The sequence below is a fragment of the Albibacterium bauzanense genome, from assembly GCF_004339765.1.
GTDB classification, from domain to species: Bacteria; Bacteroidota; Bacteroidia; order Sphingobacteriales; family Sphingobacteriaceae; genus Albibacterium; species Albibacterium bauzanense.
On the sequence record NZ_SMGO01000002.1, the window covers coordinates 663861 to 681537 of the forward strand.

Consider the following 17677-nt stretch of genomic DNA (forward strand, 5'->3'; position numbering starts at 1 on the left):
AATTGCAATGAATGATTACACAAATTACAGATGGTGTTAAAGTTACTGTAGAAACAGTTTACCAATCGGAATACTCAAATCCGGGGAACGACCATTTTATGTTTGCCTATCACATTACAATCGAGAATTTAGGTCCGCACAGCATTCAGTTATTACGCAGACACTGGCTTATCTATGACTCTAGTGGAACCAAGCGCGAAATAGATGGTGAAGGAGTGGTAGGTCTTCAACCTATTATCCCGCCAGGCGAACAGCACGATTATGTATCGGGATGTAATCTAAAGAGTGAGATGGGTTATATGGAAGGAAGCTATCAAATGCTTCGTGAAATAGACGGAACTGTGTTTGATGTCAACATCCCACGCTTTGATTTGGTTGCTCCTTTCCGAATGAATTAGAAAGACATTTCTAAAAGTACCGGACAATGGTCTGAATGCAAAGCATCTTTTAAAATTACCGATCGCTTAATTTTATCACTCAATTGTTGGCTCACCATATTATAATCAATACGCCAGCCTAAATTCTTAGCTCGCGCATTTGCCCGATAGCTCCACCAGGTATAATGATGTGGATCGGGGTTTAAAAACCGGAAAGAATCTACATACCCCGAACTAATAAAACCTTCCATCCATTCGCGTTCTTGAGGTAAGAACCCAGAAGAATTTGCATTCGATTTAGGATTATGAATATCAATTGCCCGGTGACAAATATTATAATCACCTGAAACAATCAGGTTAGGAATATCAGTTAATAGCTTATTGCTATATTGTTGAAAGTCATCTAAAAAGCGATACTTAAATTCCTGACGCAGATCTCCACTTGAACCAGAAGGGAAATAAGCACTAATAACAGAGAATTCATCAAAATCTGCCCTAATTATCCTTCCTTCTTTATCATAATCGCTTTCACCACAGCCATATTCAACATGCTTCGGACTTTTTCTGGTCAGAATAGCCGTACCACTGTAACCTTTCTTTTCTGCAGGATACCAATAATGCTCATAGCCTAATTGCTCAATTAGCAACAGATCCACCAATTGATCAGGAGAAGCCTTGATTTCTTGCAAGCAAATTACATCTGCATCGGTTGCTTTTACCCAAGCCAACCAATCTTTGCGCATAGCTGCCCGGATACCATTTACATTATAAGTAACTATCTTCATGATTCTTTTGCTTTTGCCAACTCTTTTTCCAAACGACGTACTTCTCCGCGTTTTAACATAGTAACTTCCATTTTTTGGTCTACCAAAGGCCTGTCATTTGAATCAGTAGCTACATTCTCCAATTTATCAAACATATCCATTCCTTCTACAACCTCGCCAAAAACTGTATATCTTTGATCGAGGTATGGAACCCCTCCAATGGTTTTATATACCTCACGTTGATAGGCCGGTATTTTTCTTCCTTCCATCCGCAAGGTTTCTAAACTGTCTAAAGCGCCATCTGTAAAGGTTTCACCTTCAACAATAAAGAACTGCGCTGCGCTAGATGCCTTATCAGGATTCTCATCGCGAGCTGCTGCCAATGCCCCCTTTTTATGAAACAAACTATCACGAAACTCTGCCGGAATAGTATAGCCTAAATCTCCTTCACCCAATTCTGCACCTTTCACAGCATTCCTTGAGTCGGGGTCACCACCCTGGATCATAAAGTCTTTAATAATGCGATGGAAAAGTAATCCGTTATAAAAACCTTCCTTAACCAGCTTTATAAAATTATCCCGATGAAGTGGTGTTTCGTTATACAGCTTAATAATGGATACACCATAATCTGTACGAATGCGCACATACTCGTTCCTGGGCTGTGCAGCCCAAGACGAAAAGGACAGTAAGCTTACGATCAATAAAATACTTAATTTCTTTAGCATACTATATATTATCAAGTTCCATTTCATCAAAGTAGTTGATGATCAATGATTTCATAATCATTTCCTGCTCTAAAATAGTATAATTGGGTATGGTTTTCACTAACGTCCAATGCGGCCAGCCATCTTGATCCAACCCTTCTAATTCATAGAAACCCATTGCACTAAAGAGTTTGCAATTTGCAATATGCATCAATTCCTCTTTTTCTCTCTTACTGAATTTTTTTGGTCCTTGACCTAGCTCCTGAATGCCAATTAAAAACAGGAAGCTTTGTATATCTGGTGTATCAACATCGAAATCCTCTACTATTTTCATTTGGAGTTCGGGCCACCTTTTGTTTACGGTTGCTATATTCATTTCACAAATATACTGATTTTGAATTGTGGTTTGAAGCGTCAAAACGGGGAAATTGTACACATCGGTATCCACGGAAAAGCATTGTTATCGACTAAAATGGCGACCTCTATAAGCTTTTACGAGGTATATGATTTATGGCACAGATTTTTCATTTAGTAGTTTAACCGTGTTAGGAAGATTCACTTAAAAAATCTTTATTAAGTATAGTTTGTTTTAGTATCTGGAAAGGAGGTTGTTGAGAAATAACCTCCTTTTGTTTTGATAAGAAATTATCTAAAACTTATTTGCAGCATACAATCATCAAACATTCAAAGAATAGTAGATGTACAGTAGTTAAGCAGTCCTTCTACCACTGCTTGAGGACTGTTTAACCACTGTTCAACCACTGTTTGACCACTGTTTGATTAAATTCAGTTAGAAGCAAGTTTCCTTTTCTTTTTGTTCATGTACCTTCTTCTAAATGTATACTTTGAGGTGTATACTTTTTTAAGAATGGACACTATAAATTTTACTTTATTTGTATAAAAGCAGTTACAGACGAATTGGTTTTTTTATATATTAGTTTATTCTATCTTGAAGAATTTTCTTTTCAGGATAGTCACAAATAAACCCTCAAACCAATGAAAATTATTTATTTAAGAAAAATTACAGTATTGCTGTTCCTTTTTACGTTACTTTCAACTGTAACATTTGCTCAAGAAGCTAAGTGGAGATCTCTTTTTAATGGGAAAGATTTAAAGAATTGGGACACTTACTTGAGAGCATCGCCTCAATCTGCTGATAAAACTCCCATTGGGTTAAATAATGATCCTAATCAAGTGTTTAGTGTTGTGGATGGCACTTTACGAATTTCAGGTCAGGATTGGGGTGGAATAGCTACCAAAGAAAGTTTTTCCAATTACCATATCCGTTTTCAAATAAAATGGGGTGAAAAGAGATGGCCTCCTAGAGAAAATGCGAAACGCGATGGAGGCTTATTATTTCATTCTTCTGAACCATATGATTTTGGATCTAAAAGTTGGATGCGAAGTATGGAACTGCAAATACAGGAGGGAGATATGGGCGATGCTCATAATGTTGGTGCTGGTATTCCGGTATTTCAGTTGTCAAAAACGAAAACTCCGGAAGGCCAGGATGTACAGCAATATGATCCTTTTGCTCCATTTATGACTTCTACTAATCGTGTTTTTCGTTCTGGAAACTTCGAAAGTCCTTACGGTGAATGGACTACCGGTGAATTGGTGGCACATGGATCAGATGCAGTTTTTATTATCAACGGGTTTGTAGTTAACAGGATATATAATATTTTCCGTACAGACTTACACGAGCAAGTAACGAGTGGTCGTATTCAATTTCAAAGTGAAAGCGGAGAGCATTATCTTAGAAATATAGAACTTCGTGATATCGCTTCAGTTAAGTCGGGAAAGCCAGTTTTTATAAGCGACAAAGCACAGATTGATGTAACAGCCGATAAGATCCAAAACTTTAAAATAACTAATAATGGAGAGTCTGTAGAAATTATTGCGGTTGAGTTGTTGGGTAAAGACATTGATCAATTTAATATTAAATTGCCTACATTTCCTCTTCTTGTTAAAAAAGGTGAAAGTTTAAATCTGCAAGCTTCTTTGAAACCTGGAAGTACTTTAAATAATAATGTAAAACTAAAATTAGAAACTGTGTATGGACCTGTTTCAGAATTTGAGATAACATTGGTTTCGAAGCAGGTAAAAACTCATACCTTCAAGAATCACATCCCCAATAATGGGGTGTGATTCTGCTATACGATGCTAATTCTTCTTTATTAATTTATACACTACCTTTTCGATCAGCGTATTCGTTTTTTTGTTTATTTTGCTGCTCTCTATAATGTAACCAGCATCGTTGTATTTATATTCATATATCGATTCGGTTACTTCGCCTGTAGACCAAGTTTCTTTTTCATAGCGCGGATTGTGTTTTTGATTTTCATGTCCATATAAAATATCAAAGGGTTGTTTATCATCAAAGTCTCCAAATTCAGACTTGACCTTGAATAAACCGGTTTCGGTTAATATTTCAATCACATTTCCATCCGCGTCATAACTATGTGTTTGAATAATCGTGCCACCCTCAACGGCTACCGAAGTAATTACTGTTTGATTCTTAGGATAGGTAAAATTCTGATTTTGAACCACCTTGCCATCTATAATTGTAGTTCCTTTAAGCGGTCGGTCAGAAGCATCGTATTCCATATTGATTATTGACACATTATTTGGACCAATGACTGTTTGGACTAATAATCCTTTTTCATTGTAATGATATTCAGATGTGCTAATAACCTTATCATCTTCATACATCGTGACAGATTTCAGCCTGTTCTTGTTATCATAGGTTCTGGAATGTTGTAATTTTCCATCAACCCATGCCTCACTGATCATATATTCGGCAGAGCCGGGAGTATTGGGTTCAACAGAGTTGTCTTTTGAACATCCTGTTATAGCCAGGATTCCTATAATCATAGCACAGATTGTTTTCATTTTAAAGTTTGTTGTTTTCATAATCTTCATTTTGAGTTGATTACAACAAAATTACTTTGGGCAGATAATATTTATCACCCCCTAAAGGGGAGTATTGAAAAAAACCGAATGAGAAATAGCAGCTTTTTCTGTTATTGTGTTCTAGCATTTTCTAAAAGCGAGACATGGTTTTATAGTAAGTTTTGCCGCATATTGTAGAACAGCTTCCCCAAAGAATGAGAGCAATTCTTGAAAATAGTGGCTTTCTAGCACTTTTATAGGCATTTGCTGTGGTTGGCACAGTCTTTCCATATACTTCTACAATTAAATTAATAGAACATTAAATTTAAAAGTAATAGAAATGAAAAAGATCATGTTATCAGCCGCAGTATTGGCTTTCGCCGGAATGGCAACCGTAAATGCAGAAACAGTTAAGACTCCAGTAGCTTCAGCAATTGTAATGAATGTTCAAGATAAAACTCCTGTAAAAGCAGAAGATTTACCAGATGCTATTAAAACAGCATTAGCAGGTGATGATTATGCTGGATGGACTGTTAAAGAAGCATTTGCAGTTCAAACTGGTGGAGCTGTTACTTATGAAATCTCACTACAAAAAGGTGATGAAAACCGAGTAGTAAGTTTAAACGAAGCCGGTGAAGCTGCCGAAGCTGCTTCTGCAACTGAAGCTGCACCAGCAGAACAACCAACTCAAACAGAGCAAAGTCCTGCAGATCAAGCACCAGCTGAAGAGACTCCATCTGTTACAGCACCAGCTATGTAAGGTTTTCTTTAGCCGAAATGTTTAAGTAATTTAAGTAAATATCTCAACATAATAAGTAAAAATCAACAGTAAACGGCACACCCTTTTGGGTGTGTCGTTTTTTTTTACGACATTTTTTTAATTTTAAAAAACAATTTGATCTTACTTGTGTTAAAGGGGGAACGTAAAATCATTGTTATAAAGCTATTTAAAGGTATTGGTTTATGTTATTTATTATTGAATAATAATGATACCTTTGCAGACTTTTAAGGATAGTATCGTTATCTTTGAATGAATTTCTTATTTATAAGATGAAAGGAGGGTAATATATAGTTGAAAAAAACTACATTCTAATATATAGAGCACTTGGAATAATTAGGGTATTTGGGCAATCCCGTATTTCATTTCTCAGCTCTTAAAGCCTTATTGTTTAATCGAAAACAATAATATCGAGTAAAATTTCTAACAAAAACAAAAACACATGAAACAAAAACTACTAGCTTTCTTCATGGTGGGAATGATGCTGATCGGATCGGCGTTCGCACAACGGATCGTAAGTGGTACTGTAATTTCACAAGAGGATGGGTCAACCCTTCCCGGAGTTTCAGTACAAGTATCCGGCACCACTGTAGGAACACAAACAGATGTCAATGGACATTACAGTCTATCTGTACCAGCTACAGCTACGACTATCAATTTTTCATTTATTGGCTTTGTGACACAAAGCGTTACAATCGGAAATCAAACTGCTATTAATGTAAGCCTGGCTTCGGATGCTACTCAATTAGGAGAAGTTGTGGTAACGGCTGTTGGTATTACAAGAGAGGCCAAATCTTTGGGTTACTCAGCTTCTGTACTTAGGACGGATGATTTGACTGTTGCTCGTGAGTCGAATGTCTTGAATTCGCTTGCAGGTAAAGCTGCTGGGGTTCGTGTCAATTCTACTTCAGGAACCTTGGGTGGTTCTGCAAAAATCGTGATTCGTGGTGTCAATTCATTAGAATCGAATTCAGTACTATTTGTTGTTGATGGTGTACCTGTATCTAACAGTACATCTGTTGGAGGGACTGGCGGTACCGTGGATTTTGGTAACCGTATGGGAGACTTAGGTTCAGATGATATTGAATCAATGACTGTTCTGAAAGGTGCTGCTGCAACTGCTTTATACGGTTCAAGAGCAAAAGATGGAGCGATCATCATCACAACTAAAAAGGGTAATAGAAATACACCAATGTCTATTGATGTAAACTCTTCAGTTCGTTTCGAGAGCCCTTTAATACTTCCAGATTTTCAAAATGAATATGCACAGGGTAACCAAGGTGTATATAGTTTGAAATATGAAAATGGATGGGGTCCTAAAATAGCAGATGTTCAAGATCAGACATTTAAGGATTTTTTAGGTGATGACGTTAAATTACAAGCTCACCCTGATAACGTAAAAGACTTTTTCCAAACAGGAGTTTCTTATATTAATAATATTAGTTTCTCTGGTGGAGATGAGAAGTCTGATTACAGATTGGGTATTTCTGCTATTAATGAATCAGGGATTATTCCTGAGTCTACTTTAGATAAATATAACTTTACTGTGAATGCAGGTCGTCAATTTAGTCCAAAAGTATCATCTCGTTTCTCTGGAATGTATACTAATATTGGATCAGATGGCCGCCCGGCTCAAAGTTCAAATAACACAAATATTATTACTTCTTCTATCTATAGCTTGCCTAGAGTAGTTGATATTAATAAATTGAAAGCAAACTTTGAAGATCCTATTACCGGTGAGCAGATCTTCATGAGTACTGATAAAAACGGTAATAACCCTTATTGGATTCTTAACTATAATAAGAGTTCAAATAAAGTAGATCGTTTTGTAGGATCTTATAATGTTACTTACAAACCAGTTGATTGGATTACCATCTCTAACAATTTAGGAGGTGATATCTATACTGAAAAGAGATCTACAGTGGTACGTAAAGGTACTGCAGGAACAATTAATGGTAAGTTTACAAATACGGATCTATTTTACAAACAACTTAACAATGATTTAATTGTAACTGTTGACCGTGATGTAAATGAAGATTTAAGCTTGAAGTTGATTGTCGGAAACAACATCAATGAGGTTACTTCTGAATCTACTAATGTTGATGCGGTTGATTTAACGATTGATCAATTGTGGAACTATACTAATGCTGCAAGTAAGACTCCGACATTAACTTATTCTAAACGAAGAATAATAGGTGTTTATGGAGATTTAGGCTTTAATTATAAAGACTTCTTATATGCCAATGTTACTGGTAGAAATGACTGGTCTTCTACGCTTCCTGTTGCAAACAGATCTTATTTCTACCCTTCAGTGAGTGGAGGTTTAATATTTTCTGAGCTGCTTAAGGACAGCAACATGGATTGGTTAAGTTTTGGTAAATTGAGAGGAAGCTGGGCTTCTGTAGGTAGTGATTTAACTGCTTATCAATTAGATTATCAATACACTCCGGTTTCTCAGGTTTTCTTCCAATTCCTTGGTAATTCAAATATATTCCCAATTGGCCCTATTACTACTGCCTTTACCGGACCAAGAATATTGCCGAATGAGAATTTGAAACCACAGAGACAGAAATCATTCGAAATTGGTACTGATCTTCGTTTCTTTAGTAACCGATTAGGGGTTGATTTTACCTATTATAATACTGTAACACGTGATCAATTGATTCCAATTGATATTGCAACGTCTACTGGATATAGAAGTAAATATGTTAACGTAGGTGCTATTCGTAATAAGGGTGTTGAATTAATGTTAACAGGAACTCCCGTAAAAACTCGTGATTTTGCATGGGATATTAATGTAAACTTTGCAAAGAATAATCAAGTTGTAGAAGAGCTTACTGAAGGTATAACACAATATAGCTTAGCAAGTGGATGGAGCGGATTACAAATTAAAGCTGAAGTAGGTGAGCCATTCAGTATTTATGGTTCTGCATGGGCTGTAGATCCTGCTTCTGGAAAATACATTATTGATGCTAATAGTGGGTTTAAAACGACTGTTCTTGACCAAAATTTGGGTAGTATTTACCCTGATTGGACTATGGGTATTAATAACCAATTTTCTTATAAAGGAATATCTTTAAGTGCATTGGTTGATATTCGTCAAGGAGGTGTATTCTATTCAGGAACTGTTTCTGATTTAAGGACTGGTGGAATGGCGATTGAGACGGGTGGTGATAGAGGTCCTTTTGTAGATGATGGGGTGATATTACAGGGTGACACTTATGTTCCTAATACAGTTCCGGTGGCAGGTGCCCAAGAGTATTGGTCAAATGAAGCAAAGAGTGATAATACACAAGGTAACTTATTTGATGCTTCTTTCATTAAATTAAGAGAAGTAAGATTGGGTTATGCCTTACCACAGAGTTTGCTTAAAAATACTTCCGCAATTAAAGGAATAGAGATTGGTGTTGAAGGTAGAAACCTTTGGTTAATTAAGAGCCATGTTCCGCATGTTGATCCAGAATTAAATTTCTTTGGTGCTGGTAGTGTGGGTGAAGGTGTAGAATTTAATAGTATGCCTTCTACTCGTTCATTTGGATTCAACTTAAGATTAAAGTTTTAAAAGAAAAATCTCATGAAAATAAGAAATAAAATATTAATAGGCACCCTTACTGTATTGCTTGCAGTAGGAGGAATGTCCTGCAAAAAGTATTTAGATATAAATACGAGTCCGCTAACAGCAACCAAGGTTGATGCTGGTCTTTTATTCGGCTATGCTATCACATCATGGGATGTTAATAAAAACGGTGGTGATACTTGGCTTCCGATTGGTTTATTCATTCAGAATATTGCCAGCGGTGGTGATTTCGGTTGGGAGAAAGGTAATTTATATGATGTAAGTGTATACTCTATACAAAACTCATGGTCGCTTTATTATGCAACTGGGGGCAATAACCTTGAGTTAGCTATACGTGATGCAGAAGCAGCTGATCCGGTTAATAATAATACTGCAGCGCAGTGTAAGATTATTAAGGCGCTAATGATGTATGAGGCAACAACACTATTTGGAGATGTGCCATTCACTGAGGCATGGCAACCAGAAGAGTTTCCATATCCAAAGTTTGATGCACAAAAGGATGTGTTTGAGGGTATCATTGCATTATTAGACGAGGCTGTAGCTCAGATGGATCCATCTAGTCCTTTAAGAATAACTGATTATGATGTTTTTTATAAAGGTGATTTAGCTAAATGGACTAAACTTGCTAATTCTATCAAGTTTAAGACATTAATGACGATGGTAGATAAGGACCCAAGTAAAGCTGCTGCAATAGGCGCTATGCTTAGTAACCCAGGTTCGATGCTTTCATCTGCTGCGGATGATATGACTTATAAATATTATGAAAAGTCTGATAACGAAAATCCTAAATACAGACTTTTCAAGGAATATACCGGAGGAAAGAATGTTTGGTTCTTTGCTAATAATAATGTGTTTAAATACATGGAGCCTAAGAATGACCCTAGGATTCCTCAGTATTTTGATCTTGGATTAGGAGAGGGCGTTACTACTTATGAAGGTGTGGATACTGAAGTTGATGCTGATAATAATACGTCTTTATTGAGCTCTTCTTATTTATACAGGAAAGATGCTCCTTCATTGATACTGTCTTATCAAGAAATCTTGTTATTACAAGCAGAAGCTTATGCAAGAGGTTTAGGAGTTGCGAAGAATTTAGTAACTGCTCAACAATTGTTTAGAAAAGGTGTAGAAGCAAGTATGAATTTCTATGAAGCAGATCCTGATGCGATTCAGGTTTATTTGGATACGCAATTGCCGAATTTGGTTACTGCTGCAGATCCAGCAAAAGAAATTCATCTTCAACAATGGATTGACTTAATGGATAGACCTTTAGAGGCGTTTGTACAATGGAGACGTTCTGGTTCTGAAGGAAACGAAGTTCCTACTTTGACATTACCTCCAGGAGCAACCGCTGGTCCTTTGATTAGACGTTTTGTTTTACCTCCAAACGAGATCTCGTCTAATCCAAATGTTCCAGATCCACAACCAAAGTATTATGACAAAGTTTGGTTTGATTTATAGAAATTAAAATTTTTCTAGTAGTTTTTGAAAGAGGGTGGCATTAATGCCATCCTCTTTTTTTGTTGTTATATCTTATGAAAACCGAAGTCTATAAAACAATCTAACTATACTGTTGTTGAAAAATTAAAATTGACATAGTTTTTCATGAAGAATCCATATATAAAGATTAATCAATTTCTATTGTTTTGGATACTACTGGTTATTGTGTTAATATATGGGCGTCCTGTCTTAATTCCTATAACATTTGCTGCTTTACTGTCTATGTTGATGGCTCCCTTGATAGATTATCTTGATAAAAAAGGATTGAAGAGGGTGTTTTCAACAATTGTTTGCATAATTATCTTATTGACAGTAATTGTTTTATTAGCATTAATATTAATTGGCCAATTAACGAATATACGAGAGGAGTTACCTAGAATTGAAACACGTGCTAATGAATTAATTCAACGATTGCACGACTATATTGAAATGAATTTTAATTATCCTGTTAGCTCGCAGAAAGAGTATTTACAGAATCAGGTTAAAAATTTGGGAGAGTTGTCTGCTTCTTATCTCAGTACAATTTTAAAAGGTGCTTCTGGTTTGCTGGTACAGACAATCATTATGCTTGTGGTTACATTTCTTCTATTGTTTGATAAAGAGAAATATCGGTCATTCTTTATGCAGGTTATAAAAGGAAAGGAACAAGGTGAGAAGCATGAAATATTGAATAGGATTACGAATGTTTCGCAGCAATATTTATTGGGGAGAATGATCTCAATTTCAATCCTTTTTATTTTATACTTTATCGTATTATTAATAATAGGAGTGGAAAATGCATTATTGTTAGCTGCGGTGGCTGCAGTGGTTAATGTTATCCCCTATATTGGGCCAATATTGGCAGGAGTGTTCCCGGTGATTATAGCTTTGGTAACAAAGGATAGTTTTGAACCTGCATTATGGGTAATTATTACATTTATTGTTATTCAAGGGATTGATAATTACTTTGTAACACCCTTTGTTATGGGTGGAGAGGTTAATTTAAGTGCATTGGCAACCATACTTATTATAATTTGTGGGGGCTATATTTGGGGTATAGCTGGGATGATCTTATTTGTTCCTTTGTTGAGTATAGCTAAAATATTATTTGACCATACAGATGAATTTAAGCCTTATGGATATCTGATCGGTGATCCGGCTGAGGAAAGACCTTCTAAATGGTTTTACAGATGGTTGAAGGAAAAAAGAGATATCCGTAAGAAATAGATTAAAAAAAAGCCAGTCTCGATAGAACGACACTGGCTTTTTTTTATAGGATATTAATCCTTGAAAGGTTAGAATTCAATGAAACTCGTTACTGGTAAATGATCTGAAGGGTAACGATTGTCATTATAGGTATCTGACAATACTTTATAATCATAAACCTGAATTTGTGAACTCACAAATACATAATCGATCCGTCCACCTGGGTCACCTTGAAATACACCACCAGGAAAACCAGTTCCTTCTACTCCTTGTCTTTCGGTTTTCGTTACTTCGTAAGCATCATTTAAAACCTCCTTCACAGCTCCAATCTGCGAAGTTTGGGGAGTTGAGTTAAAGTCGCCGGTTATGATTGTAGGAGTATCGCCTGCAATTTCTTTTATTTTTTTCGCAATCAACGGTCCCGATTCTTGTTTTGCGACCTGTTTACGCCAATAGAAATGCACATTGAAGAAAAAGAATTCCTTACCAGAATTTTTCTCCTTAAACTTTACCCAATTGCAAATTCGCCGATCGCTGGCATCCCAACCAATACTTGGAATTTCTGGCGTTTCGCTTAGCCAAAATACGCCTGAATCAAGCAGTGTGAATTGATCTTTTTTGTAAAGAATAGCAGCATTATGCAAATCATTATCACCGCCATAAGGATGAGCAACAACATCAAAGTCAGGAAGAAGCTCTTTTAAGTCATTTATTTGACCTGAGTCGCCTTCTTGTGTACCCACGATATCAAAAGCATGCTGTCTTATCAGTCTTGCTAATGGTACCTTACGAGAATCCCAGGAATTACCACTCTCAATATCCATTTGTGCATTGTAGCGAATATTATAAGCAGCTACGCGGAAACTTGCTGGTATCGGTTTAGCCGATTGAAACAAGAGAATGCAAAAAAAGCAAGCAATAAAGGCAAATATTATTTTCTTAGTTTTCATTTTTATTTAATTAACATCCCACCATACCTTTGAATTTATATCGTCGCCACCCATTTGCTGTGCAGCTGCCTCATAATTCGCAGGATTGTATATTTTCTGAACATCCGGATATAAAAGGCGTGAAGGTAGAATAGCGTCGTTCAACATGCTGGTAGTTGTTGGAAGTTCTGGAAATCCGGTACGACGGTAATCTGCCCATTGCTGATTATCTGTAAAGTATGTTGCTAAATACTTATGTAAGATAATCCTTTCCAAAGTACCATCATAATTAGCTAAAGGGCTATCGAAATAACTTTCCGGAAGCGATTCTTTCGTCCAAAGTTCAATAGCAGCATGTATACCTGATTTGAAGTGGCCTTCTGCATCGTTCCAATGCCCTTTTTGAGCTAATTCAGCTTGGATAAATTCAACTTCTGCTAAGGTCAGGATCGGGATAATCATGGGTGCTACTACTTGTTGGTTATTCATATAAGATGGTGAATAATCAAAGCTGGCTGCATCATAGCCACTTGGAATACCTTTGTAACCAATTGTTACGGTATTTCTAACAGCCTGGCCGGCAATAAGCGGACGGCGAGGGTCTTCAAGGTCATTCAATACATCTATAAAGAATTCGCCTATGGAATGTTGATTACTAAAATCCAGTGCACGAGACCATGGAGAAATATTTGGGGTAATACCTGTTATTAATAATACAGCAGCATCAGTAGCGTCTGTAATAATCGGATTGCCAACCGGGTCTTGAAGAATCGCAGTCATTTCTGAATACGAAGCAGGACGGACATCTGACGTACGTAATAATAATCTTAAGCGAAGTGAATTTGTGAATTTTTGCCATTTTCTGGTGTTATTCGCAAAAAGGATATCAGTACCATAGTTCATGGTCTGTGTATGGTCATAAAGGGAGTTTGCAGTTGCTAAGTCACTTAATATCTGCGTATAGATATCCTCTTGCCTGTCATACTTAGGTTGCAAAACACCTTCTTCTGCTTGCGATGCTTCGGAGAATGGAATATCTCCAAAGGTATCTGTAAGGTTTGAATAAATCCATGCATTTAAGGTAAGTCCAATTGCGGTGTAGTTCACTGCCTGATCGGCTTCGGCCGCCTTGAGCATTTCACGCAGGTTTTTAGCCCATTTATACCCTGCATTCCATTGCGAGTTACCAGTTGTTTCCAAAATTTCATAACGCTGGATACCAGCATAATATTGAGGATAAGAAAGTTGCACTTGCATTAGCTGAGCATTCACGTTATAGTGATTTGTCAGGTTATTAGATGTCATGTTGTAAATTACCTCGTTTAATAAGGTGCCGGGGCTGATCTGGTCGATCAGGTTCGGATTTGTATTGATTTCTTCAAAATTATCGGTACAGCTTGAGAAACCTAATAACAAGCATGCCGCTACAATTATTTTTATCTTTTTCATTCTAAACAGGATTAAAAGTCAGCTTTTAAAGTAAGACCATAAGTGGCTGTATATGGCATTGGAGCCATTTCAAGACCTTGTACGAAATTAGTACCGTTCATGGTACCACCTTCTGGATCCCAGAATGGGAATTTGTCGAATACAGCTAGATTTCGCCCAAATACCGTTAATGATAAGTTATTAGCATAAATAGACTTGGCAAATTTTTGTGGTAGATTATAGGTTACCGATACGTCACGAACTTTAATAAAACTAGCATCGAATACACCTGCTTCAGCGATTTGGTGATATTGACTCCAATAAGAGTTTGTTGCTGCTTTTACTGTATTTGGTGAATATGATCCATCTGTATTTCTCATTACCCCTTCACCTATAATAAATCCTTCTTCACGACCTGGAATGGTGTTTGTTGTAAATCCGTCCCAGGAAGAGCGATTATAAGTACCCGAATAAATCAGACCTCCATATTGTCCATCCAGGGTGAAGCTTAAACGGAAATCTTTATAACGTAAGGTATTTGTTAAACCGGCTTTCCAATCAGGAGCAATATTTCCAATGTATTCTGAAGTGCTTGTTCGTACTGGAATACCATTTTCGAAAACTTGATTGCCAGCATCGTCGCGAAGGAATTTTGGTCCCCAAAGATCTGTTGTACGCCCACCTACGGTACCGATCAATGATGCTTGCCAAACAGTTGATAGGGTCTGTTTTTCAAGATTATCGTTGAGTTCCATAATCTCGTTTTCGTTTGTCGACCAGTTCAACATGACATTCCAGTCAAAATCAGGCTTTACGATCGGTTTAGCATTCAAGACTAATTCTACTCCTTTATTTTGAACTTCACCTGCGTTAATAATTCGACTGCTGTATCCGGTAACGATATCATTTGGCAAAGAAAGAATTTGGTTTTCTGTACTTGACATATAGTAAGTAGCATCCAGGCTCAAACGATTGTTCAGTAAGCGAATATCAAATCCGGTTTCCCAGCTTGATGTGATTTCAGGTTTTAGATCCGCATTAAACATGGACGAAGGCATAACTGCGGAACTTGCAAAACCACTTTGGGAATAGTATTTTGAAGTTTGATATGGATTTGCATCGCTACCTACCTTCGCATAAGAAAGTCTGTATTTCAAAAAGCTAATCGGTTCTGGTAAGTTAAATAACTCGGATACGATAAAGCTAGAGCTAACAGAAGGATAGAAATACGAATTATTATTCTTAGGTAAGGTGCTCGACCAGTCATTACGGCCCGTAATATCCAGATAGATACTGCTTCTCCAACCTAGTGTAAACATTCCATATAAACTGTTGATCTGTTTTTTTGCATCATTGGTTCTTACAAGTGGATTGTTTACTCCATTAGCTAGTGTATATACGCCTGGAACAATTAAGGCATCGATGGAAGACATCACATTGCGGTGATCGTAGGTCATTTTGCTTGCGCCTCCAACTACTGTATAGTCGAAATCATCAGAAATGCGATCCTTATACGTTAAAAGGAAGTCGGCATTAATTTCCTGACTTGATACATCTTGTCTTCCATAATATCCGCGAGCGTGTTTCTTACTTGAATAACCACGTTGAGTTTCACGTAATTGAGAAAGGGAATTATAAGATAGGCGGCCCATTAAGTCTAGCTTATTCGTCAGTTTGATATCTGCACGAACGTTTCCTACCAATTGGTTACTATTTAGCGGGTTTGTATCAACATACATCAAGAAATAGGGGTTGCTTGACCAATCAGAGAAAGGGTTTAATTGGCTCACATTTTCCTTACCAGTTTGCCAAATTGGTTTATACCAATTAATATCTACATTGGGTAACAAGAACATCATGAAATAACCCAGGGAACCATTACTCATACCAAATCCCGGAAGGTTATCACTTGTTCTGTTATTGAAGTTGATTGTTGATGATAGCTTAATACGATTTGTAATATCATAGTTCCCGTTGAATGAAACTGAATTACGTTTGTAACCTGTGTTTGGGGCAATGTATTCATTGTCTGTACGTGACAGATTAAGACGCATAGAACCTTTATCATCACCTCCTTGTAGTGTTAATGAATTCTCGAAAGTCATACCTGTACGATAGAAATCCTTCATATTATCTTTATAAGGTTTCCAAGTTGTACGCTCAGTTCCCATAGTTTGAGTTTTCGGATCGTATTGATAAAATTGCTGTCCTTCAAACTTTGGACCCCATGCGGCTGGAGTATTTGTATGCGGACCATCTTCTGAGTTTCCCCAAGAGTAGTAAGGTTCGCCATTTGCATCTAATGCATTTAACCGACCGCCACCATATTCGTATTGATAGTTCGGCCAATTGATTATATGATCAAATAAGGCAGTGGAGTTAAAACCGATACCCATTTTCTGGTTCTTTTTGCCTGATTTTGTAGTGATAATTACTGCACCGTTTGCAGCGCGAGAACCATATAGAGCTGCTGCTGAAGGACCTTTTAGGACACTCACACTTTCAATATCATCTTGTCTCAGTTCAGAGATTGCATTTCCATAATCTACGGGGGCTTCTGTACCATATGCTGCACCAACGTTATTACCATAAGCTGTTGTCTCCTGATTCATCGGAACACCGTCGATTACAATCAGTGCATTATTGCCACCAGCTGCAAGGGAAGTTGTTCCTCTTAATTGAATTGCTTGAGAGTTAATGGGTCCTGTATTGCCATTAATGATATTTAAACCGGCAACTTTACCTTTCAAACCTTCTGACCAGCTTGTTGATGGGGCTGTCGATAATTGCTCTGCGTTGATTGTTTGTTGAGCATAGCCAATTTCTTTCTCTTCACGAGTGATACCGAGTGCTGTTACAACTACCTCTTGCATTGCACTACTACCTTCTATCAACATTGCATTTACCGTTACGGTTGAACCGTTTGTTATGGCAATTGCCGACCTTTCAAAGTTTTCGTGCCCGAGGTAAGTTACTTTTAATGAGTAAGTGCCTGCAGGGACATCCAGCGTGAAATTTCCTTGAGCATCGGTCATGGTTGTCCGGTTCAATTCAAGAACCTCAACAGTTGCACCTGCAAGAGCTATTGCAGAGCTACTGGTAACTTTTCCAATAAGACGTCCGTTTTGCTGTGTCCGTTGAGTTGTAGTATTTGCATTGGATGAGATGTTTCTTCTGATGGTGACAATCTTATCCTCTATTGTATAGGTATAGTCGTCATCAAATGATTTATCCAATACCTCGTTGATGTCGGCATTTTCAACATCGATATTTATTTTCTTAGCGTCATTGAAGATATTGGCATCGTAGAAGAAATCATATCCGCTTTGATTTCTAATTTCTCGTAAAACATCAGAAATACTGGTGTTTTCTTTTTTTATGGTCAGTCGTTGACCATAGGTTGCATATGCCTGCATTATAAAACAGGTAAGCAATATCATCGTGGCTTTTATAACACGCATGAATGGTTGAAATTTCATATTTTTGTTGATGTAAATTCTTTATTCTATTTTTTTAAATGAGGGAATGAATGAACTTATAGTC

The 17677-nt window shown here is 37.1% G+C and carries 13 protein-coding genes; 6 read left to right on the forward strand and 7 right to left on the reverse strand.

Translation table 11 applies throughout. The features are described 5' to 3' along the window. Positions 1–11: 11 nt before the first annotated feature. A complete protein-coding gene (gene apaG, locus C8N28_RS08840; RefSeq protein WP_132223974.1) occupies positions 12–398 on the forward strand; it encodes a Co2+/Mg2+ efflux protein ApaG in 387 nt (128 codons plus the stop codon). Here apaG and C8N28_RS08845 read toward each other — a convergent pair. The 3 genes from C8N28_RS08845 to C8N28_RS08855 are packed head-to-tail and all read right to left on the reverse strand — an operon-like array spanning position 395 to position 2221. Further along, positions 395–1162: an exodeoxyribonuclease III gene (locus C8N28_RS08845; protein WP_132223977.1), complete on the reverse strand. Its 768-nt coding sequence runs from the start codon at positions 1160–1162 to the stop codon at positions 395–397. The genes apaG and C8N28_RS08845 overlap by 4 nt on opposite strands. Beyond that, positions 1159–1866, reverse strand: coding sequence for a peptidylprolyl isomerase (locus C8N28_RS08850; RefSeq protein WP_132223979.1), 708 nt, complete (start codon positions 1864–1866; stop codon positions 1159–1161). Before C8N28_RS08850 ends, C8N28_RS08845 begins: the two co-directional genes overlap by 4 nt. A 1-nt stretch (position 1867) precedes the next feature. Continuing rightward, a complete protein-coding gene (locus C8N28_RS08855) occupies positions 1868–2221 on the reverse strand; it encodes a hypothetical protein (RefSeq protein ID WP_132223982.1) in 354 nt (117 codons plus the stop codon). A gap of 620 nt (positions 2222–2841) precedes the next feature. Here C8N28_RS08855 and C8N28_RS08860 point away from each other — a divergent pair. Then, positions 2842–3993 (forward strand): 3-keto-disaccharide hydrolase, encoded by a 1152-nt coding sequence (locus tag C8N28_RS08860; protein ID WP_132223985.1) that lies wholly within the window; start codon positions 2842–2844, stop codon positions 3991–3993. A 15-nt stretch (positions 3994–4008) separates the two neighbouring features. Here the strand turns inward: C8N28_RS08860 and C8N28_RS08865 are convergent, their stop codons facing one another. Further along, complete coding sequence (locus tag C8N28_RS08865) at positions 4009–4758, reverse strand: hypothetical protein (RefSeq protein WP_132223988.1); 750 nt, start codon at positions 4756–4758, stop codon at positions 4009–4011. Between the two features lie 319 nt (positions 4759–5077). Between C8N28_RS08865 and C8N28_RS08870 the strand changes: the two genes are divergently transcribed. The 4 genes from C8N28_RS08870 to C8N28_RS08885 all read left to right on the forward strand — a co-directional run bounded on the left by C8N28_RS08870 (position 5078) and on the right by C8N28_RS08885 (position 11798). Further along, a complete protein-coding gene (locus C8N28_RS08870) occupies positions 5078–5497 on the forward strand; it encodes a hypothetical protein (RefSeq protein ID WP_132223990.1) in 420 nt (139 codons plus the stop codon). A 460-nt stretch (positions 5498–5957) separates the two neighbouring features. Then, complete coding sequence (locus C8N28_RS08875; RefSeq protein WP_132223992.1) at positions 5958–9077, forward strand: SusC/RagA family TonB-linked outer membrane protein; 3120 nt, start codon at positions 5958–5960, stop codon at positions 9075–9077. Between the two features lie 12 nt (positions 9078–9089). Next, entirely contained in the window at positions 9090–10553 is a 1464-nt protein-coding gene (locus C8N28_RS08880) for a SusD/RagB family nutrient-binding outer membrane lipoprotein (protein ID WP_132223994.1), read from the forward strand. A 144-nt stretch (positions 10554–10697) separates the two neighbouring features. Then, positions 10698–11798: an AI-2E family transporter gene (locus tag C8N28_RS08885; RefSeq protein WP_132223996.1), complete on the forward strand. Its 1101-nt coding sequence runs from the start codon at positions 10698–10700 to the stop codon at positions 11796–11798. 68 nt (positions 11799–11866) lie between these two features. Here the strand turns inward: C8N28_RS08885 and C8N28_RS08890 are convergent, their stop codons facing one another. The 3 genes from C8N28_RS08890 to C8N28_RS08900 are packed head-to-tail and all read right to left on the reverse strand — an operon-like array spanning position 11867 to position 17613. Continuing rightward, a complete protein-coding gene (locus C8N28_RS08890; RefSeq protein ID WP_132223998.1) occupies positions 11867–12727 on the reverse strand; it encodes an endonuclease/exonuclease/phosphatase family protein in 861 nt (286 codons plus the stop codon). Positions 12728–12733: 6 nt separating this feature from the next. After that, a complete protein-coding gene (locus C8N28_RS08895; RefSeq protein WP_132224000.1) occupies positions 12734–14155 on the reverse strand; it encodes a SusD/RagB family nutrient-binding outer membrane lipoprotein in 1422 nt (473 codons plus the stop codon). A gap of 11 nt (positions 14156–14166) precedes the next feature. Further along, positions 14167–17613, reverse strand: a complete 3447-nt coding sequence (locus tag C8N28_RS08900; protein ID WP_132224002.1) for a SusC/RagA family TonB-linked outer membrane protein — start codon at positions 17611–17613, stop codon at positions 14167–14169. Between the last annotated feature and the right edge of the window lie 64 nt (positions 17614–17677).